The sequence below is a fragment of the Streptomyces sp. KR80 genome, assembly GCF_052245555.1.
In the GTDB taxonomy this organism is placed as follows: Bacteria; Actinomycetota; Actinomycetes; order Streptomycetales; family Streptomycetaceae; genus Streptomyces.
The window spans coordinates 237,584-257,669 of sequence record NZ_JBQQCD010000006.1 but is presented as its reverse complement, the minus strand read 5'-3'; the positions used below and the strand labels follow the sequence as shown (position 1 = coordinate 257,669).

The 20,086-nt window shown below is 71.0% G+C and carries 17 protein-coding genes; 3 read left to right on the top strand and 14 right to left on the bottom strand.

Features of this window, described 5'->3' with window-relative positions:
• Window positions 1-66 precede the first annotated feature (66 nt).
• Window positions 67-867 (bottom strand): crotonase/enoyl-CoA hydratase family protein, encoded by an 801-nt coding sequence (locus ACTWQI_RS12285; RefSeq protein WP_443269861.1) that lies wholly within the window; start codon window positions 865-867, stop codon window positions 67-69.
• 216 nt (window positions 868-1,083) lie between these two features.
• On the opposite strand from ACTWQI_RS12285, the gene ACTWQI_RS12280 reads away from it, so the two are divergent.
• Complete coding sequence (locus tag ACTWQI_RS12280; protein ID WP_443269860.1) at window positions 1,084-2,709, top strand: acyl-CoA synthetase; 1,626 nt, start codon at window positions 1,084-1,086, stop codon at window positions 2,707-2,709.
• Window positions 2,710-2,721: 12 nt separating this feature from the next.
• Here the strand turns inward: ACTWQI_RS12280 and ACTWQI_RS12275 are convergent, their stop codons facing one another.
• The 4 genes from ACTWQI_RS12275 to ACTWQI_RS12260 form a co-directional block, all read right to left on the bottom strand.
• The gene (locus ACTWQI_RS12275; protein ID WP_443269859.1) at window positions 2,722-3,267 is read right to left on the bottom strand and encodes a type 1 glutamine amidotransferase domain-containing protein; all 546 of its coding nucleotides are present in this window, start codon (window positions 3,265-3,267) and stop codon (window positions 2,722-2,724) included.
• A gap of 102 nt (window positions 3,268-3,369) precedes the next feature.
• The gene (locus ACTWQI_RS12270; protein WP_443269858.1) at window positions 3,370-3,888 is read right to left on the bottom strand and encodes a VOC family protein; all 519 of its coding nucleotides are present in this window, start codon (window positions 3,886-3,888) and stop codon (window positions 3,370-3,372) included.
• A 162-nt stretch (window positions 3,889-4,050) separates the two neighbouring features.
• Window positions 4,051-5,610: an acyl-CoA synthetase gene (locus ACTWQI_RS12265; protein WP_443269857.1), complete on the bottom strand. Its 1,560-nt coding sequence runs from the start codon at window positions 5,608-5,610 to the stop codon at window positions 4,051-4,053.
• Window positions 5,611-5,626: 16 nt separating this feature from the next.
• The gene (locus ACTWQI_RS12260) at window positions 5,627-6,730 is read right to left on the bottom strand and encodes an NAD(P)H-dependent flavin oxidoreductase (protein ID WP_443269856.1); all 1,104 of its coding nucleotides are present in this window, start codon (window positions 6,728-6,730) and stop codon (window positions 5,627-5,629) included.
• Window positions 6,731-6,843: 113 nt separating this feature from the next.
• On the opposite strand from ACTWQI_RS12260, the gene ACTWQI_RS12255 reads away from it, so the two are divergent.
• On the top strand, window positions 6,844-8,640 hold the full coding sequence (locus tag ACTWQI_RS12255) for a serine hydrolase (RefSeq protein ID WP_443269854.1): 1,797 nt from the start codon (window positions 6,844-6,846) through the stop codon (window positions 8,638-8,640).
• 30 nt (window positions 8,641-8,670) lie between these two features.
• Here ACTWQI_RS12255 and ACTWQI_RS12250 read toward each other — a convergent pair whose 3' ends face one another.
• From ACTWQI_RS12250 to pqqA, 9 genes are all read right to left on the bottom strand, one after another.
• Entirely contained in the window at window positions 8,671-10,227 is a 1,557-nt protein-coding gene (locus ACTWQI_RS12250; protein WP_443269853.1) for a phytoene desaturase family protein, read from the bottom strand.
• Window positions 10,228-10,330: 103 nt separating this feature from the next.
• The gene (locus ACTWQI_RS12245; RefSeq protein ID WP_443269851.1) at window positions 10,331-12,628 is read right to left on the bottom strand and encodes a tetratricopeptide repeat protein; all 2,298 of its coding nucleotides are present in this window, start codon (window positions 12,626-12,628) and stop codon (window positions 10,331-10,333) included.
• Complete coding sequence (locus ACTWQI_RS12240; RefSeq protein WP_443269850.1) at window positions 12,610-13,530, bottom strand: oxygenase MpaB family protein; 921 nt, start codon at window positions 13,528-13,530, stop codon at window positions 12,610-12,612. Before ACTWQI_RS12240 ends, ACTWQI_RS12245 begins: the two co-directional genes overlap by 19 nt.
• A gap of 77 nt (window positions 13,531-13,607) precedes the next feature.
• Window positions 13,608-14,786: an acyl-CoA dehydrogenase family protein gene (locus tag ACTWQI_RS12235; protein ID WP_443269849.1), complete on the bottom strand. Its 1,179-nt coding sequence runs from the start codon at window positions 14,784-14,786 to the stop codon at window positions 13,608-13,610.
• A gap of 148 nt (window positions 14,787-14,934) precedes the next feature.
• Complete coding sequence (pqqE, locus tag ACTWQI_RS12230) at window positions 14,935-16,041, bottom strand: pyrroloquinoline quinone biosynthesis protein PqqE (protein WP_443269848.1); 1,107 nt, start codon at window positions 16,039-16,041, stop codon at window positions 14,935-14,937.
• Complete coding sequence (gene pqqD / locus ACTWQI_RS12225) at window positions 16,038-16,295, bottom strand: pyrroloquinoline quinone biosynthesis peptide chaperone PqqD (protein ID WP_443269847.1); 258 nt, start codon at window positions 16,293-16,295, stop codon at window positions 16,038-16,040. Before pqqD ends, pqqE begins: the two co-directional genes overlap by 4 nt.
• Window positions 16,292-16,984 (bottom strand): pyrroloquinoline-quinone synthase PqqC, encoded by a 693-nt coding sequence (gene pqqC / locus ACTWQI_RS12220; protein ID WP_443269846.1) that lies wholly within the window; start codon window positions 16,982-16,984, stop codon window positions 16,292-16,294. Before pqqC ends, pqqD begins: the two co-directional genes overlap by 4 nt.
• Window positions 16,981-17,880, bottom strand: a complete 900-nt coding sequence (gene pqqB, locus ACTWQI_RS12215) for a pyrroloquinoline quinone biosynthesis protein PqqB (protein ID WP_443269845.1) — start codon at window positions 17,878-17,880, stop codon at window positions 16,981-16,983. The genes pqqC and pqqB overlap by 4 nt, the downstream gene beginning before the upstream one ends.
• An 8-nt stretch (window positions 17,881-17,888) precedes the next feature.
• A complete protein-coding gene (pqqA, locus tag ACTWQI_RS12210) occupies window positions 17,889-18,032 on the bottom strand; it encodes a pyrroloquinoline quinone precursor peptide PqqA (protein ID WP_443269844.1) in 144 nt (47 codons plus the stop codon).
• Between the two features lie 927 nt (window positions 18,033-18,959).
• Between pqqA and ACTWQI_RS12205 the strand changes: the two genes are divergently transcribed.
• On the top strand, window positions 18,960-20,075 hold the full coding sequence (locus ACTWQI_RS12205; protein ID WP_443269843.1) for a PQQ-dependent sugar dehydrogenase: 1,116 nt from the start codon (window positions 18,960-18,962) through the stop codon (window positions 20,073-20,075).
• The last annotated feature ends 11 nt before the right edge of the window (window positions 20,076-20,086 follow it).

Sequence of the window (20,086 nt, the reverse complement as noted above, 5' to 3'; positions counted from 1 at the left end):
CCTGTCTCCTTCGTGAGGGCCGGAAGCTGGTGCGGCGGGCCCGGCGGCGAGCGCTCTGCTGGGACGTCACATCCGCCGGTAGACCGGGGGCCGCTTCTCCGCGAACGCGCGGGAGCCCTCCTTCGCATCGGCGGTGTCGAAGATGGGCCAGCCACGCTCCAGTTCGACCTTCAGGCCCTGGGCCTCGGTGAGTTCCGCACACTCGTACACACTGGCCTTCACGGCCTCCACGGCGAGTGGACCGTTCGCATTGATCAGCTCCGCGACCTCCAGGGCCCGCTCCAGCGCCGTGCCGTCGGGCACCACCCGGCCGATGAGGCCGATCCGCTCGGCCTCGCCTGCGGTGTACGGGCGGCCGGTGAGCAGCATCTCCAGCGCGTGGGTGCGGGGGATCTGGCGCGGAAGCCGCACCGTGGACCCGCCGATGGGGAAGAGTCCGCGCCGGACCTCGAAAAGACCGAAGGTGGCGCTCTCGCCCGCGATTCTGACGTCCGTTCCCTGGAGGATCTCGGTGCCGCCGGCGACACAGTGTCCCTCGACGGCGGCGATCACGGGCTTGCGCGGCCGGTGGTGCCGAAGCATCGCCTTCCAGTGCAGGTCGGGGTCGGCTTTCATCCGGTCCCGGTACTGCTGGCCGTCCATCCCCTGCCCCGCGAGGGCCTTGAGGTCCATGCCCGCGCAGAACGTTCCGCCGGCTCCGGTCAGCACGATCGAGCGGATGCCGTCGTCCTCATCCGCCTCCAGCCACCCGTCGTACAGCCCGACCAGCATCGGCAGCGACAGCGCGTTCTTGGCCTCCGGCCGGTTGAGGGTGAGCATCAGCGTGGCGCCTTCGCGTCGCACGTCGAGGTGCTGGGTTGCTCCCATCACGTCCTCCCGTCTCAAGACCTAGAACAGGTTGCAGGAGCCGGGGGGCCAGTTCAAGAGTTTTCTGACAACCAGTCAGATTTCTTGTGCGCGAACTCTTCCCCCCTTCGGGGCTGAGCGCTCTAATGACCGCCGAGCCGCACACCGTCCTGCCGTCCGGTGCACCCCGCCGCCACTGGGGGTGCCCCCGGACCCCGGGCTGGGTCAGGAGGAGACGTGGAGTTCAACCTTGCGGACCTGTTCGAGTCGGTCGTGGACGTGGTCCCGGACCGCGAGGCCCTGGTGTACCTCGACCATCCCGGCACCGGGGCCGAGCGCCGGCTGACGTACTCCGGGCTCGACGAGGCCGCCAATCGCCTCGCCCACCACCTGGCCGACCGCGGGATCGCCCCGGGCGAGCACGTCGGGCTCCACCTGTACAACGGCGTCGAGTACCTCTCGACCCTGCTGGCCTGCCTGAAGATCCGTGCGGTGCCGGTCAACGTCAACTACCGGTACGTGGCGGACGAACTCGTCTACCTCTACCGTGACGCCGACCTGGCGGCACTCGTCTTCGATGCCGAGTTCACCGACCGGGTGGCGAGCGCCCTGCCGCAGGCGCCGAAGTTGCGCCATCTGATCCGGGTCGGCACCCCACCTGGCGGAGCCGCCGAGCCGGGCATCTCGCCCGTGCCCTTCGCGGAGGCCGAGGCGTCCGGGACGCCCGGCCGGGACTTCGGGCCGCGTTCGGCCGACGACCAGTTCATCATCTACACCGGCGGCACCACGGGAATGCCCAAGGGCGTCATGTGGCGCCAAGAGGATCTCTTCTTCTCCGGCATGGGCGGCGGCGCGCCGACCGGAGAGCCGGTGACCCGGCCCGAGGAGCTGGCCGAACGGGTCGCCGACTGCGGCGAAGGCATCGTCTTCTTCCCCGCCCCGCCGCTGATGCACGGCACGTCCACGCTCACCGCCTTCATCGCCTTCCACTTCGGGCAGAAGGTGGTGCTGCACCGGAAGTTCGTACCCGAGGAGGCGCTGCGCACGGTCGAGCGGGAGAAGGTCACGAGCATCTCGCTGGTCGGCGACGCGATGCTGCGACCGCTGGTCGACGCCCTGGCGGGCCCGCTGAAAGGTACCGACATCTCGTCCCTGTTCAGCGTCAGCAGCTCCGGGGCCGTCCTGTCCGAGACCGTCCGGGGGCAGTTCCTCGAGCTCGCGCCGAACGCGATGCTGCTCAACAACTTCGGCTCGTCCGAGTCCGGGTTCAACGGGACCGCGACCGACGACGCGGGCCCGGACGCGGGCTTCCGGCTCCGGGTCAACGCCCGTACGACGGTGGTGGACCCGGCCACACTGAAGCCGGTGGCGGTGGGCGAGCCGGGCCGGATCGCGCAACGCGGCCATGTGCCGCTCGGCTACTACAACGACCCGAAGAAGACCGCCGAGACCTTCTTCGAGGCGGACGGCGCGCGGTGGGTGCTGCTGGGCGACATGGGCACGGTGGACGAGGAGGGGGTCGTCACGGTGCTCGGCCGCGGCTCGCAGTGCATCAACACCGGCGGCGAGAAGGTCTATCCGGAGGAGGTCGAGCAGGCACTCAAGGCGCACCCCGATGTGTACGACGCGCTGGTCGCCGGAGTGCCGGACGAGACCTGGGGCAACCGAGTGTCGGCCGTGGTGCAGATCCGGGACGGTGCCGCGCCGCCCTCGCTCGAGGACATCCAGTCGCACTGCCGGATCCGGCTCGCCGGGTACAAGGTCCCGCGCAGCCTGGTCATCGCCCCGCTGATACAGCGGTCGCCCAGCGGCAAGGCGGACTACCGCTGGGCGCGTGCGGTGGCCGAGAACGGCCGCGTGTGAGGGACCCCCGGGTCAGCTCGCCGCGGCCTTGGCGAACTCCGCCACGAACGTCTTGTCGAAGGCCTCGAGGTCACCGGGCTTACGACTGGTGACCAGGACGTTGGAGCCTTGCTCACAGACGTGGACCTGTTCGTCCACCCAGGTCCCGCCGGCGTTCCGGATGTCCGTGCGGACACTCGGCCACGAGGTCAGAACGCGACCGCGCACCACATCGGCCTCCACCAGCGTCCACGGCGCATGGCAGATCGCCGCGACCGGCTTGCCCGCGTCGAAGAACCCCTTGACGAAGGACACGGCCTTCTCGTCCAGCCGCAGGAAGTCGGGGTTGGCGACGCCGCCCGGCAGCACGAGTCCGTCGTACTCGTCGACGGAGGCGTCCGCGACGGTCTGGTCCACCGGGAACGTGTCGGCCTTGTCGAGATGGCTGTAGGCCTGGATCCTCCCCGCTTTGGTCGAGACGAGCCGGGGGGTGCCGCCCGCGTCCTTCACCGCCTGCCACGGTTCGGTCAGCTCGACCTGCTCCACACCCTTCGGGGCCACGAGGAAGGCTACGTTCACGATCTTCACGTCCTCTCGGACGATCGGCTCCTCTTGTCTGCCACCGCACGACTGCCCGACCAAACGGGGATGAAACGGGCGCCTGAGGCCTGGCGCGCTGGGTCAGTCGACGAGCCGTCGGCCGTTGAAGACGCCGAGCCGCTCACGGAAGAGCTCGAGCGGAACGCCGTTCGGGTCACGGAAGTACAGGCTCTCCTCCACGCCCCGGTCGGGTCCCAGATACGAGACGCCGGCCTCGTCGAGACGCGTGCGGGCCGCCGTGTACTGCTCGTCGCCCACCGACAGGGCGATGTGCTGCACTCCCCCGACCGTCTCGGCGAACGGGGGGTGGTCGTGGCCGGGGAAGTCGAAGAATCCGAGTAGGTTGCCGTGACCGATGTCGAAGAAGAAGTGCGTCGAGCCGCGGTAGTCGCGGTTCTCCACGATTTCGACGAGCGGGAAGCCGAGGAGCTCCTGATGGAACCGGATCGTCTCCTCGACGTCCCGGCAGATGAACGCGACGTGGTGGACTCCGCGCGCCGTGGTCGCGGGTCGGTCCGGCGGCTCGTGCAGATACCGGGCGCGCAGCTCCGCGCGACGGGCTCGCAAGGCCTCCAGTGCGGGTCCCTCAGGCTGGGGCATCCGGGCTCCTCCGTCAGAGTGGTTGCACAGTCAACCAGTACCCCCATTCTTCAGCATCCTTCTGCATTCTTCCGCGCGATCCGGGAGGCTCACCGCCCGGGTGCCAGGCGGCCCGCCCGTTGCGGCACTCCCGACCCTCCGATCGAAGGACCTGGACGGGCGTCAGACGGCGCGGTCCCGGCCCTGCCAGTACGGCTCGCGCAGCCGCCGCTTGTAGAGCTTGCCGTTGGGGTCCCGGGGCATGGCCGCGATGAAATCCACGGACCGGGGGCGCTTGTAGCCCGCGAGCCGCTCCTCGCAGTGGGCGAGTAGGGCGTCGGCGAGCGCGGGCCCGGGCCGGTGGCCCTCGGTGGGTTCGACCACCGCCTTGACCTCCTCGCCCCAGTCGTCGTGCGGGATGCCGAAGGCAGCGGCGTCCGCGACGGCCGGGTGGGCCAGCAGAGCCGACTCGATCTCCGCCGGGTAGATGTTGACCCCGCCCGAGATGATCATGTCGATCTTGCGGTCGCGGAGGAAGAGGTAGCCGTCGTCGTCGAGGAAGCCGAGGTCACCGACCGTGAAGTAGTCACCGATGCGGTTCTTCCGGGTCTTCTCCTCGTCCTTGTGATAGCTGAAGCCGCCGGTGCTCATTTTCATGTAGACGGTGCCGAGTTCACCGGCCGGTAGCCGATTGCCGTCGTCGTCGAAGATCGCCAGCTCGCTGATCGGCCAGGCCTTGCCGACCGTTCCCGGCTTCTTCAGCCAGTCCTCGGCGGTGGCGAATGCGCCGCCGCCCTCGCTGGCCGCGTAGTACTCCTCGACGCAGTGTCCCCACCAGTCGATCATCGCCCGCTTGACGTGGTCGGGGCAGGGCGCGGCCCCATGGATGGCATGGCGCATCGACGACACGTCGTACGCGGCCCGGACGGCGTCCGGCAGGGCGAGGAGGCGGTGGAACTGGGTGGGCACCATGTGCGTGTGCGTGCAGCGGTGGCGGTCGATCAGCCGCAGCATCTCCTCCGGGGTCCACTTGTCCATGAGGACGAGCCGGTGGCCGATGTGCAGGGAGGCTCCGGCGAACTGGAGGACGGCGGTGTGGTAGAGCGGCGAGCACACCAGATGGACGTTGTCGTCGAACGGCCTGATGCCGAAGATGCCGAGGAAGCCGCCGAGGTGGGACTCCTCGGGCAGGGTGCCGGCCAGGGGCCGGCGGATGCCGCGCGGGCGGCCGGTGGTCCCGGAGGTGTAGTTCATGACCCAGCCGAGCGTGCGCTCGTCCGGCGGGGTGTCCGGCTGACCGGCGAGAAGTTCCGCGTACGGCCGGAATCCGTCGACCGTGCCCACGGCGTAGCGATGTGTGGCGGGCAGGCCCGCCTCGTCGGCCGCCTTCGCGGCCTGCTCACCGAACCGCTCATGGGCGATCAGCACCTTCGCGCCCGAGTCGGCGACGATCCACGCGATCTCCGGCCCGACGAGATGGTGGTTGACGGGCACCAGATAGAACCCGGCCTGCGAGGCCGCGAGATAGGCCGTGAAGAACTCGACGCCGTTGGGCAGCACGGCGGCGAACGCATCGCCGGTCCTCAGTCCGGCCGCGCGCAGGCCGTGGACCAGCCGGTTGCACGCGGCATGCAGCCGGGCGGCGGTCCACTCCTCGCCGCCCGGAGTGACGAGCACGGTACGGTCCGGCTGCTGAGCCGCCTGCGCCCAGAAGCCGTTCGCCGTCTCAGACGTCTCGGGCATGGTCATCCTCCCCTGCTCAGCTGCGTCCGGCGATGCGGTTGATCCGGTCGATGGCCCGCTCGAAGCCCCGGGTGAGGTCGTCGAACACGGCCTGCACACTCCGCTCGGAGGTCATCGAGCCGACGATCTGGCCGACCGGGGTGCCCAGCAGCGGCTCGACCTCGTACCTCTGGATGCGGGAGACCGCCTCCGCGACCAGCAGACCCTGCAGCGGCATCGGCAGCGGGCCGGGTCCCGCCGGGTCGTCCCAGGCGTCGGTCCACTCGGTGCGCAGCTGCCGCGCGGGTTTGCCGGTGAGCGCGCGGGAGCGGACCGTGTCGCCGGATCCCGCGGCGAGCAGCTTGCGGGTCAGGGCGCGGGAGTGGAGTTGGGCCTCCTCCGTGGTGAGCCAGAGGGAGCCGAGCCAGACGCCCTGGGCGCCGAGCGCGAGCCCGGCGGCCACCTGCTCACCGCTGCCGATGCCGCCGGCCGCGAGGACCGGAAGCGGGTCGACGGCGCGCACGATCTCGGGGGTGAGGACCATGGAGGCGATGTCCCCGGTGTGGCCGCCGGCCTCGTATCCCTGGGCCACCACGATGTCGATGCCCGCGTCCCGGTGGCGCTCGGCGTGCTTGGCGCTGCCGGCCAGGGCGGCGATTAGGACGCCGTGGTCGTGGGCGCGCGCGATGACGTCGGCGGGCGGGGAGCCGAGGGCGCTGGCGATGAGCTTGATCGGATAGTCGAAGGCGACGTCCAGCTGGGAGCGGGCGACGTGCTCCATCCAGCCGGTGATGCGCCAGCCCGAGGCCTCGCCTTCGGCCAGTTCGGGGACGCCGTGCTTGGCGAGGGTGTCGCGGACGAACCGCCGGTGTTGCTCGGGGATCATCGCCTCGACCTCGGCCTCGGTCACCCCCTCGACCTTCTTCGCGGGCATGACGACGTCGAGGCCGTACGGTCCCCCGTCGGTGTGGTCCTGCATCCAGTCGAGGTCGCGGGCCAGCTCATCCGGCGCGGTGTAGCGGACGGCCCCGAGCACACCGAAACCGCCGGCCCGGGTGATCGCCGCGGCCACGGCGGGAAACGGCGTGAAGCCGAAGATGGCGTACCGCGCCGACAGTCGTTTGCTCAGCTCCGTCTGCATGGGGCGCAGGATGCCGCAGCAGACGTGCTGACGGAAGAGATTTTCTGACAGAGGGTCAGATTCTTTGCCGTCCTTGACACGGCCCCACTCCGGGAAGAAAGTTTCATCGTCGGATGGACACCTCGAAAGATTGTTTCGGAGGCTTGGTGAATCGGCGTCAGTTCGGAGCCGGGGCGCTGGCGCTCGGCGGAGCCTTCGTGCTCGTCTCCCCGCCCGCCTGGGGTTCGGCACGCCCGAGGCCTGCGGACACCGGCACCGCGAACCGTACGCTCAGCCGCGGCTCCCCCGGCCGGGCCGGGCTGCTCGCGGCCCACCTGAAGCAGCTCGTCAGCGACGCCCGTACGTACCTGGGTCCGTCGCCGAAATACCCGTACTACCCCGGCGCCGTGCTGCTCGCCGGGCGCGGCGGGACGGTCGCGCTGGAGGAGGCGATCGGCCACGCCGTGCGCTACTCCCGCTACGACGAGGCCACCGACACCGGTGTGGAGCTCCCCGCCGGGCACCAGATCCCGATGTCCCCGGACACGGTCTTCGACCTCGCCTCCCTTTCGAAGCTCTTCACCTCGGTCCTGGCGGTGCAGCAGATCGAGCGCGGCGCACTGGAGCTGGAGGCGACCGCGGCCTCCTACCTTCCCGAGTTCGGCGCGGCCGGCAAGCAGGACATCACCCTCCGTCAGCTGCTCACCCATACCTCGGGCTTCCGGCCCGACCTCAGGTTCTTCGATCAGCCGACGTGGGAGCAGAAGCGCCGGCTGCTGTGGAACGAGGCCCCGCTCCACCGTCCCGGCACGAAGTACCTCTACTCCGACCTCAACCTGATCACCATCCAGTTCGTTCTGGAGCGGATCACCGGGCGCACGCTGGACGTCCTGCTGCGGGAGGACATCACCGGCCCGCTCGGCATGCGCTCCACCCGGTTCAATCCGCCGCAGAGCTGGCAGCGACGGGTCGCCGCCACGGAGGACCAGCGCAAGCCCTGGGCACGGGTCGACCGGGGTCTGGTGTGGGGCGAGGTGCACGACGAGAACGCCTGGTCCTTCGGCGGGGTCGCCGGTCACGCGGGCGTCTTCTCCAACGCCTGGGACCTGGCCGTGCTCTGCCGGACCCTGCTCAACCGCGGGGCGTACGGCCACGCCCGCATCCTCGAGCCCGAGTCGGTCGACCTGATGTTCACCGACTTCAACACCGCCTTCCCGGGTGACGAGCACGGGCTTGGCTTCGAGCTCTACCAGCACTGGTACATGGGCGCGATGGCCACGCCGTACACCGCCGGGCACACGGGCTTCACCGGGACCTCGATCGTGCTGGACCCGAGCACCGACTCCTTCCTGGTCCTGCTCTCCAACGCCGTGCACCCGTGCCGCACCTGGCGCAAGGGCAGCGCACCGCGGGTCGCCGCGGCGAACAACCTCGCCCGCGCCGTGCCCGTACGCCCGGCGCGCGGCCGGACCGCCTGGTTCTCCGGCATGGCGAACGCCGGCGCCGCGACCCTCACCCTCCCCGCGCTCACCGTCTCCACCAAGGACGCGCGGCTGCGCTTCGCGCTGTGGTGGGACACCGAGCCCGGACCGGACCGCCTGTACCTGGAGGCGTCGGCCGATGGCAGCGACTGGCAGTCGGTGCCCTTCACCACCAAGCGCCGCGGTCAGGCTCCCACCCGGCACCAGGAGAGCTCGGTGACCGGCTGGTCCGGGCGGGTCTGGCACCGGGCGCAGGCGTCCCTGGGGGCGTGGCGCGGCGCGTCCGTCCGGCTGCGCTGGCGGTACGCCACCGACCCGCTGTACACCGGCCGGGGCGTGTACGCCGACGGCATCCGGGTGGAGGACGGCGGGCACACGCTCTTCGACGACGCGCGCCGCGCCGACGCCGCCCGCGTCGAGCTGTCGGGCTGGGCCCCTTCCGCCGACTGATCGTCCCCAGGGCAGGTTCAGGCTGGAGACCTACTCCCCCAGCACCGCCATGGCCGCGTTGTGCCCCGGAATGCCGCTCACTCCCCCGCCTCGGACCGCACCCGCCCCGCACAGCAGCACATTCGGATGCGCCGTCTCCACCCCCCACCGACCGGTCGCCTCGGTCGCGTACGGGAAGGCGAGTTCGCGGTGGAAGATGTTGCCGCCGGGCAGCCCCAGCTCGCGCTCCAGGTCCAGGGGCGACTTCGCCTCGATGCACGGCCTGCCCTCGGCGTCGGTCGCCAGACAGTCGGCGATCGGCTCGTCGAGCACGGCATCCAGCTGAGCGAGCGTGGACTTCAGGAGGTCGTCCCGGACGGCGTCGTTGTCCCGCTGGAACAGCTCTGCCGGGGTGTGCAGACCGAAGAGGGTCAGGGTGTGGTAGCCCTGTTCGACCAACTCCGGGCCGAGGATGGTCGGGTCGGTCAGCGAGTGGCAGTAGATCTCGGACGGCGGGGCGCTGGGCAGGGCGCCTGCCGCGGCCTGCTCGTACGCCGTCGCCAACTGCTCGTACCCCTCGGCGATGTGGAAGGTGCCGAAGAATGCCGCACGCGGATCGGTGTCCCGGTCGCGCAGCCGCGGCAGCCGCCGCAACAGCATGTTGACCTTGAGCTGCGCACCGGACGGTTTCGGCTCGGACGGCTCCTCGCCGAGCAGCCCGGCCAGGGTGTGCGGCGCGGCTCCCACGAGCACATGACGGGCCGCCACCGTCCCGTCCCCGTCGGGGCCGCGGTACGTCACCTCGGCCCGGACCCCGTCGGTGACGATGCCGGTGGCCTCGTGCCCGGTCACGATCTCGGCCCCGGCGGTGCGCGCCGCGTCCGCGAGTGCGTCGGTGAGCGCGCCCATGCCGCCGACGGGCACATCCCAGTCGCCCGTACCGCCACCGATCACGTGGTAGAGGAAGCACCGGTTCTGCGCCAGGGTCTCGTCGCGCGCACCGGCGAACGTGCCGATCAGCGCATCGGTGAGGACGACGCCGCGCACCAGGTCGTCCTCGAAGGTCTCTTCCACGGCGATACCGAGAGGCTGTTCGAACAGCGCCTGCCAGGCTCCGTCGTCTGCGATCCGCTCGCGCAGCGCCGCCCGGGTCGGCAGCGGCTCGGTGAGGCTGGGGAACACCCGCTCGGCGAGCCGATGGGTCATGCCGTAGAAGCGCTGCCAGGCGTCGAACTCGCGGTCGGAGCCGGTGAGTCGGGCGAACGCCTCGCGCGTGCGGGCGGTGTTGCCGCTGTCCACCAGCAGACCGGTGGCCCGGCCGCCCCGCACGGTCGGCGTGTACGAGGAGACGGTCCGCTTGCGCACGGCGAACCGGAGCCCCAGGTCCTGGACGATCTTCTGGGGCAGCAGGCTGACGAGGTACGAGTAGCGCGACAGCCTGGCGTCGACCCCGGCGAACGGCCGGGTGGAGACGGCGGCGCCACCGGTGCGGCCGAGCCTCTCCAGCACGAGCACGCTGCGCCCGGCGCGGGCGAGGTAGGCGGCGGCGACCAGGCTGTTGTGACCTCCGCCGACGATCACTGCGTCGTACGCGTCCATGGCAGTCATGCCCCTTGCTAACACGAACGCGCCTCCGGCGCAGGCTCCGCCGGGCCCCCTGGCACGCTGCGCGGCCGGAGCGGTCCGCGGCCGCACACGGCAGCGCCTCGCGTCAGGACCCGGACGGCGCGCCGCCCTGCCGGTGGCGCAGGGTGGCCACCCTGCGGTAGAGCTCGGCCGCCTCCGCCGAGCGGCCCAGTTGCTCCAGGCAGTGCGCCTCGTCGTTGCGGCTGGTGAGCGCGTCGGGGTGGGCCGCACCGAGGACGCCCTCGCGGGCGTCGGCGACCTGGCGGTAGACGCCGAGGGCGTCGGACCAGCGGCCCAGCCAACCCAGGCCGACCGCCACCTCGCGGCGGCTGACCAGGGTGTCCGGATGGTCGGGCCCCAGCTCTCGCTCCCGGAGAGCGCACACTTCCTGCGCCTCGGCGAGGGCCTCCTCCCATCGGCCGAGCCTGCCGAGATTGACGCCGAGGGCGTGCCGCGTGCGCAGGGTCTCCGGTGCGGCAGGACCCTGCGTACGGGCCCAGTCCGCCACCAGCGCGCGGAAGAGCGTCAGCGCCTCCGCACTGCGCCCGAGCCGCCCCAGACTGATGCCGACCTCGTACCGCGCGGCGAGCGTGTCGGGGTGATCGGGGCCGAGGGCCTGCCCCCGGGCCTCGGCGACCTCGCGGTAGGTCCGCAGGGCCTCCTCCCAGCGCCCCAGTTGCCCGAGGGCGTACGCCACCTCGTAGCGGGTGACGAGAGTGTCCGGGTGGTTCGCGCCGAGGGCCCGGCCGCGGTCGGCGGCCACCTCGCACGCCAGCGCGTACGAGTCCTCCAGCCGCCCGAGACTGCCCAGGTTGAAGGCCATGTTGTGCCGGCAGCGCAGCGTGTCGGGGTGGTCTCGGCCCATGGTGCGCTCCCGCGCGGCGAGCACGGCGGCGTAGATCTGGTGCGCCTCGAAGTGCCGGCCGAGCCGGCCGAGCACGTACGCGGTCTCCTGGCGGGCGGCCAGGCTGTCGGGGTGATCGGGGCCGAGCGCCCGCTCGCGGCCGGCGGCGACTCGGCTGAACTCGCGGAGGGCATCGGCGGGGCGGCCGAGTCTGCTGAGGGTGAAGGCCACCTCGTAGCGGCTGGCGAGGGTGTCGAGGTGGTCCGGGCCGAGGAGGTGCTCGCGCTCCGCGGCCACGGCACGGTGCACCTCCCCTGCCTCCGCCCAGCGGCCCAGCCTGCCCAGGCTGAGCCCGGCGCTGTGCCGACCGGCCAGAACGGCCAGCAACTCGGGCGATGGCGTGGCAGGCTCCGGCGGAGCAGACGGCCCAGCGCTCCGGAGGTCGGTGCGGCTGGTCCACTCGCCCGTCAGTCCGGCGGAGGGGTCGGCCGGGGCGGGGGCGAGCGGGGATCGGTGAACGTGCGCCTTGGAGCCGGTGGTCATGCCGCGCGCCCAGCTCGGCAGCGGACGGGCGCCGGTCCGCTCGCCCTGCGCCGTGCCGTGGGCCGCCTCGTGGCCGTCCGCCGCGGCCGGCCCGGGGACAGAAGCCCGGTCCAGCGGGGACGCTGCCGTTCCGGCGTGCACCCCCGGATCACGGGCGCTCCTGATGCGCTCGCCCAGCTCCGCCGCGTCGTGGGGACGGTCATCCGGGTCCTTGGCAAGCAGGTCGAGGACGATCCACTCTAGGAACTCGGGGAGTTCGGCACGGCGCCGGCGCGGCGGATCGGGCGCGGTGTCGCGGTGGCCGACGAGGACCGCCCAGGCGTCGTCCAGGTCGAAGGGCGGCGCGCCGGTGGCGATCTCGTACAGCACGCACCCCAGCGAGTAGAGGTCGCTGCGGTGGTCGAGGGCCTCTCCGGCGATCTGCTCCGGCGACATGTAGTGCGGTGTGCCCATCGCGACACCGGAGCCGGTGAGGCGTGCGGTGAAGCCGATGTCGTGGGCGAGGCGGGCGATGCCGAAGTCGCAGATCTTCAGAGTGCCGTCGGTCAGCCGCATGATGTTGGCCGGCTTGAGGTCGCGGTGCACGATGCCCTGCCGGTGGGTGTACGCGAGCGCGGCGGAGACCTGGTCGGCGACCTCGACGACGTCCGGTACGGACAGCGGCTGCCGCTGGTTGTCCTGGAGCAGCTCACGGAGGTTGCGCCCGTCCAGCAGCTCCATCACCAGATACAGCAGGCCCTCGTGCTCGCCGAAGTCATGGACGACGGTGATCCCGCGGTGCTGCAGTGCGGCAGCGACGCGTGCCTCGCGCCGGAACCGCTCGCGCAACACCCGCCCGGAGGACTGGTCGGGCTGCGGCGCCGCCGGCTTAAGGCACTTGACGGCGACGTGCCGGCCCAGGGATTCGTCGCGCGCCCGCCACACCTCGCCCATGCCCCCGCGACCGATCCGGTCAAGCAGCCGGTACCGGCCCTGGATCAGCCTGGTTTCCGCCATCGCGCGCCGCCCCCGTCGCTCCGCACCCTCCCCGCCCCGTCCAGTATGGCGGCCGGTCCGGACAGCTTGTAGGGCGACGGACGGGCGCCGGGCCCCAGGCGATCCATGGCCTTGAGGATGTGCCCGGGCGGCAGCTTCCAGCGCAGCTCGGCGGGTACGGCCCGCAGGACGCGTCCGGTGGTCCACAGACGGCGGGTGAGCGTATCGGGGTCGGGGGCGGGACGGCCGTAGAGCCGGTGGGCATGGCCGGGCAGGGCGGCGTACGCCAGCTCGGCGACGCGCCGCCAGCCGATCTCACGCGCCGGGATGAGCAGGGCGTGAACGGGCGGGCGCCGGAGGAAGGCGTCCACCTCGCGGGCCTCGGGCCCGGCTGCGAGTTCGGGGCGGACCTGCTCGAAGTAGGCGGCGAGCCGTGCGGTGTCCGCCGGGACCGTGGCCGGGTCGAGGCCCACGAGCCGGGCCGACTGCCGCTGCTCGTCGATGTACTGATCGGCCTGGCGGTCGGTCAGCGGGAAGCCGGAGCAGCGCAGTACGTGGAGGTAGGAGTCGACTTCGGCGCAGTGCACCCAGAGCAGCAGCCCCGGCTCGTCCACCCCGTAGCGCTCGCCGGTCTCCGGGTCCTGGGCGCTGAGGTGCTGGTGGATGCCGCGCACCCGGGCGCCGGCCTTCTCAGCGGCCTCGGTGGTGCCGTAGGTGATGGTGCCGACGAAGTTCGCGGTGCGCAGCAGCCGGCCCCAGGCGTCCTTCTTGAAGTCGGAGTTCTGCACGACCCCGCGGACGGCGCGCGGGAGCAGCGCCTGGAGGTACAGCGCGCGCACCCCCGCGATCCACATCATCGGGTCACCGTGCATCTGCCACGTGACCGAGTCGGGGCCGAAGAGGCCCGGATCGGCGTCGGACATGGCGGTACCTCCTCACTGCCAGGCTAGGCCCGGACCGGGTCCGGGCGACGGACCGGCCGGCCGGGGCGATGGGCCGATCAGCGGCGCACCCTCGGCATCCCGAGACCGATCCACGAGATGATCTCCCGCTGGATCTCATTGTTGCCGCCGCCGAAGGTGAAGATCACCGCACTGCGGTAGCCGCGTTCCAGCTCACCGTGGAGGACGGCCCCCGCCGAGCCCTCCCTCAGGGGACCCGCAGCGGCGACGATCTCCATCAGCCAGGCGTACGCGTCGCGCCGTGCCTCACTGCCGTAGACCTTGACGGCGGAGGCGTCCTGCGGGGCGAGCGCACCTCGCTGGAGGGCGTCCACCATCTGCCAGTTGAGGAGCTTCATCGCGTCGAGGCGGGCGTGCGTGCGGGCGAGGCGGCTGCGGACCCACCCGAGGTCGATCACGCGACGGCCGTCGGCGAGCTTGGTGTCGGCCGCCCAGCGCTGGACGTTGTGGAGCGAGCGGATGGCCATGGTGCCGTGGGCGGCGAGGGTGACGCGCTCGTGGTTGAGCTGGGTGGTGATGAGCCGCCAGCCCTTGTTCTCCTCGCCGACGCGGTGACCGACGGGGACGCGGACGTTCTCGTAATAGCTGGCGGTGGTGTCGTGGGAGGCGAGGGTGTTGATGAGGGTGCAGGAGTAACCGGGGTCGGTGGTCGGGACGAGCAGAATGGAGATGCCCTTGTGGGGCGGTGCGTCCGGATCGGTGCGGACGGCGAGCCAGACCCAGTCGGCGGTGTCTCCGTTGGTGGTCCAGATCTTCTGGCCGTTCACCACATAGGTGTCCCCGTCCCGGACGGCCCGGGTCTTGAGGGATGCGAGGTCTGTGCCGGCGTCCGGCTCGCTGTAGCCGATGGCGAAGTCGATCTCGCCGCAGAGGATCCTGGGCAGGAAGGTCGCCTTCTGCTCCTCGGTGCCGAACTGCATGATCGTGGGGCCGACGGTGTTGAGCGCCATCAGGGGCAGCGGTACCCCCGCCTGGGCCGCCTCGTCGAAGAAGATGAACTGCTCCATCGGGCTCAGGCCACGGCCACCGTACTCGGTGGGCCATCCGACTCCGAGCCAGCCGTCGGTGCCCAGGCGCCGGATGGTCTCCCGGTAGAACCGCTTCTGGTCGGCGGGGGCGAGGAAGCGACTGTGGGCGTCGTCGGGCACCAGCTCGGCGAAGTAGGAGCGCAGCTCGGTTCGCAGCTGCTGCTGCTCGGGCGTGTATTCGAGGTGCACGGGCCCTCCCGGAGTCTCGGCTGTCCCTGCGGCGGGACAGACTAGAACCTGTTCCAATCATCCGGAAGAGCGAGTGCCCAGCCACTTCCCCGCCGCCGCAGAATCCGCCTGCGAGACGCATCGAAGATCGCCGACGTGCCCACCCCTCTCAGCTCCTTGAGCCCGCGTGTGAGTCCGGGCCGGGCTTGCGGTAGACGTAACCCCCGTCGCCCTCGTGGGCGTTGTCCGTCAGAGCCCGGACGAGCGCGTGGTCGGGGGACAACCCGCAGGCCGGGTCCGTACGGGAAGCGTCGCCCGTGAGCGCGAACGCCTGGCAGCGGCAGCCGCCGAAGTCGGTCTCGCGGCGCGAGCAGCTGCGGCACGGCTCGCTCATCCAGTCCGTGCCCCGATAGCGGTTGAAGGCCGACGAGTGGTCCCAGATCCAGTCCAGCGGGTGATCCCGGACGTTCGGCGCCTCGAGTTCCGGCAGTGCCGCGGCCGCGGGGCAGGGCAGGACGGTGCCGTCCGGGGCGACGGTCAGCGAGATCGCGCCCCAGCCACCCATGCAGGGCTTCGCGACGCCGTCGAAGTAGTCGGGGACGACCCACACCAGGTCGGTGCGCCCGACGAGCTGCTCCCGTCGGCGCTCGACCACCTCGCGGGCGCGCGAGAGCTGGTCGCGGGTGGGCAGCAACGTGGTGCGGTTGCGCAGAGCCCACCCGTAGAACTGGGTGTTGGCCAGCTCGATCCGGTCCGCGCCCCAGGCCACGCCGAGATCGATGACGGCGTCGATCGCATCGAGATTGTCCCGGTGCAGGACGACGTTCAGGCCCAGCGGCAGCCCGGCGTCCCGTACCAGCGCGGCGGCGCGCTCCTTGGCCGCGAAGGAACGCCGCCCGGCGATCCGGTCGGAGGCGGCGGGATCGGCGTGCTGCACCGACAGCTGGACACTGCGCAGCCCGGCGGCCGCGAGCCCGGACAATCGCGCCGCGCTCAGCCCGACGCCGCTGGTCACCAACTGGGTGTAGATCCCGGCCGACTCGGCTGCAGCCGTGATCGCCTCCAGATCGCGGCGCAACAGCGGCTCGCCGCCGGACAGATGGGTCTGGACGACACCCAACTCCCCCGCCTGCCGCATCACGTCCGCCCACTCGCCGGTGGACAGTTCGCGGGAACGCCGGACGAGTTCGAGCGGATTGGAGCAGTACGGACAGTGCAGCGGGCAGCCATGGGTGAGCTCGGCCAGCAGGGCCCAGGGACGTGGCGGGGCGGTCATCGCAGCCAGCCCTCCTCACGTACGCGGTCGAGGAATGCTGGGACCTCAGTGGCCACGGGCGCATCGGGGAAGCGGGTCGCCAATTCGTCCACGATCTCATCGACGTCCCGCTGACCGTCGCACAGCCGCAGGACATCGGCCGCCTGGGAGTTGAGCACCACCACGCGTTCCGGCAGGACCAGCAGGTCGGTCCCGCGCACCCGGTCGTGCCGGAGGGCCACGGCACGCCCCAGGGCGGGCCGCCAGGTGGTCATGTCTGCTCCTTGGCGTCGGCGTGGTCGATCGCGTCGAGCAGCGACCACAGGACGTCGCACTTGAAGGTGAGAGCGGCAACGGCCAACTCCTGTTCGCCTTCGGTGCGGGCCCAGTCCAGGACGAGATGGAGCGCCTCCCTGCTGTCCTGGCGACCCTGGGTTTCACGGGTGCGGAAGTACGCGAGCCCGTCGGCGTCGATCCACCGGTAGTGGCGCTCGAAGGCATCGATACGGGTGCGCATGATGTCCGGGGCCGAGAGTTCGGTGAGCGAGGCGGCGACGGCCTCCAGCGGGGACCGCAACCGGCAGAAGTTGACGTAGCCCTCCACCGCGAGCCGCACTCCGGGCAGGACGTCGTCGCCGGAGAGCAGCAGCGAGCGATCCAGGCCCGCGGCCTCGCCGAGCCGCAGCCAGCGCTCGATGCCGCCTTCACCCTCCGCGGGCCCGTCGTGGTCCTGGATTCGCCGCAGCCACATCCGCCGCAGCTGAGAGGTCTCCAGTTTGGCCAGGATCAGGGCGTCCTTGACGGGGATGTGGCGCTGGTAGTGGAAGCGGTTGCGGATCCAGCGGCGCAGCTCGTCCGGGGTCAGCTCCCCTTGGTGCATCCGTACGTTGAACGGGTGCCGGTCGTGGTAGCGCTCCTGTGCCACGGCGCGCAGCCGCTGCTCGAATGCCGTTGCCGTGCTCACAGTTCGATCACCATTCCGTCGGTGGCCGCACCGATGCCCCACTCGGCGAGCCGCTCGTGCTGGGGCGCCCCGGGGTCGACCAGTGGGTTGGTGTTGTTGAGGTGGGTGTAGAGGCAGCGGGCACCCAGCGGCGCGAGACGCTCCGCGGTCCCGCCCGGGCCCTCGATCGGCAGGTGCCCCATGCCGGTCGCGGTGCGTGTGGAGATGCCGGTGCGCCGGGGCTCCTCGTCGTCCCAGAAGGTGCCGTCGACGATCACGCAGTCGGCCTCGGTGACCGCCTTCTGCAGCGCGTCCGGCCATGCGGCGAGCGCCGGGGCGTAGACCGCACTGGCACCGGTGGCGCGGTCGGTCAGGCGCAGCGCGACGACCCAGGTGTCGTCGTCGGGGCCGCTGTCCGCGGCGTACCGGGGACGTTTCCCGGAGACGGGGATGGCGCTGATCTCGAGCCCGGAGTGCTCGTCGAGCGGTTCGGCGCGCTCACCGGGCAGTTCGCGCCAGGTGAGGGCGGTGTAGGGGCCGAGGACCGCCCCCAGGTGCAGCCGGGTGTGCAGGGCGTCGCGTACGGCACCGGTGGCGAGCACCTCCAGGCTCCGGGCCTCCCGCAGCCGGGCGATGCCCAGGGTGTGATCCAGCTCCGCGTCGGTCAGGACGAGCCCGGCCAGGGGGGTGTGCCGCGCCTCGGGGCCCGGGTGCAGCGCGGGGAAGTCCTCGATCTGGTCCCCGATGTCGGGGGTGGCGTTGACGATGTACCAGCGGCCTTCGGCGGCCCGTACGGCGAGCGAGGCATGGCGGCGGCGCCAGTGCGGATGGGCGCGTGCCCCGGAGCAGCCGGGGCACGCGCAGTTCCACTGGGGAATGCCGCCACCCGCCGCGGTGCCGAGCACCTGCAGCAGCATCGGGTGGACTAACGGTCGTTCAGGAAGTACGCCGTGACCTCGAGTCCGGTCTCGACGACCGCGTAGTCCGGTGTCTGCCAGGTCGTCGTCTCCTCGGCGCCCGGCTGCGCAGGCTGCGCCTGCTCCACTGCCTGAGTTACGGATTCGGTCATGAGCCGTACCTGCCCTTCTCGGTGGGGGGTTGTGCATGGGCTGGGGGGTTGTGCATGGGTGGTGGCGCCTGGGGAGGTCACGTCATCGGCATAGTCGCGCTGAATCGCGGGCTCGTCGATGGCGCAGCGGGAGCGGACATCCGGATGCGGCGGCCCGGTCTCGCCAGTGCTGTGAACACCGGACCGGTCTCCGGCGCATGGCACCACCTCCTCGAGCCCGCCCTGGGCGCCGAGGGAATCCGTTGGATTGCGTTGCCTTCTGCTGCAGAATCACCAGGTGGCGGGTCGCGGTCAATGGAAGTGACAAAAATCCTCCGACCTTTTACCGTTCAACCACCTGCGGGCGCACCTCCCTTGACACCGAAACCGCTGGTCAACGGCGCACCGAAGGACGGTGCCGGATGCGACACGAAGCAAGCCCGCCGATCCTTCTTGGCCATCTCCGACATACCTCCCACCTCCCAACGGTGTTGGCGAACTGCGGCCGATCGCGGCCCATCAGCTGCTCCAGCCACCGGCGCCGGGTCTGCACGCCCAGCCGACACCACCGGACACAAGCCACACCTGTGAACGGCGGAGCGAACCTGTACCGACTGGACGTTCAGTTGAAGCGGTTGACGGGTTAGACAGGTTTCCTTACTGTCACCCGCAGCGCAACACACTCCGCACGCCACCCCCGCCCCGGATCTGTCACTCCCAGGATTCACCGGGCTGAACGGCAGTCAGTCGGGAGAACTGCGATGGAGCGTCAACCCCCACCACGACGCACCGTGTCGACCATGCCGGCGGCAACCTGGCCGGCGCCCGCGACGACCGTGAAGCGTCCCGGAGGCCTCGAGACCGCCCCCGCGGGCGGTCTCGGCGAACGGCCGCTCCACCCGTCCCGGCGACGTCACGGCGTACCAACTCCCATAGGAGGAGCGCTCCATGGCACGGAACCCCCACACCTCCAGCAAGCGTTCACGGCAGACTCTCACGGCGGCTGCCGCCGCGACAGCGCTGGCCGCAGGGCTGCTCGTCGCAGTCGCCGGCACCGGGAACGCCGAGCCCGGCAACGACGCCGGCATCACCTCGGAGCCCGGCGCCATCAAGACCATCTCGTCCGGCTGGACGATCCCCTGGGGGCTTGACTGGCTCCCCGACGGCTCGGCGCTCATCACTGAGCGGGACTCGTTCAAGGTCTTCAAGCTCACCCAGTCGGGTACGAAGACCGAGGTCGGCAAGGTACCCAACGTGGCGTCCACCGGCGGTGAGGGCGGGCTGCTGGGCATCGCGGTCTCACCGAAGTGGAACAGCGATCACTACGTCTACTTCATGCACAGTTCGTCGAGCGACAACCGCATCGTCCGGATGACCTACGACGGCTCCTCGCTCAAGGACTACCAGACGGTGGTCACCGGCCTGAAGAAGAACAGGTACCACAACGGCGGGCGCATCAAGTTCGGTCCGGACGGCCATCTCTACGCCACCATGGGCGATGCCCAGAACGGGAGCCTCGCGCAGGACAAGAACTCGCTCAACGGCAAGATCCTGCGGATGACGCCCGACGGCAAGCCGGCGCCCGGCAACCCGTTCGGCACGCTCGTCTACTCCCTCGGCCACCGCAACCCGCAGGGCCTCACGTGGGACGATCAAGGGCGGCTGTGGTCATCGGAGTTCGGCAACTCCAAGTACGACGAGCTCAACCTGATCGAGTCCGGCAAGAACTACGGCTGGCCAACGTGCGAGGGCAACTGCTCCACCGACGGGATGACCAACCCCAAGCGTCAGTGGCCGGTCGGCGAGGCCTCACCGAGCGGCGTCGCCTACGCCGACGGCGCCATCTACATGGCGGCGCTGCGCGGTCAGCGGCTGTGGCGGATTCCGGTCGACGGCACCAACGCGGGCACTCCGAAGGCGTACTACGTCAACCAGTACGGGCGGCAGCGGACCGTGGAGAAACTCCCGGGCAAGAACACCCTGTGGCTCTCCACGACGAACGCGGACAACAACGGCGGTGAGCCGGACGGCGCCGACAAGGTGTTCCAGATCGAGCTCAAGTAGCACCGGAGAGG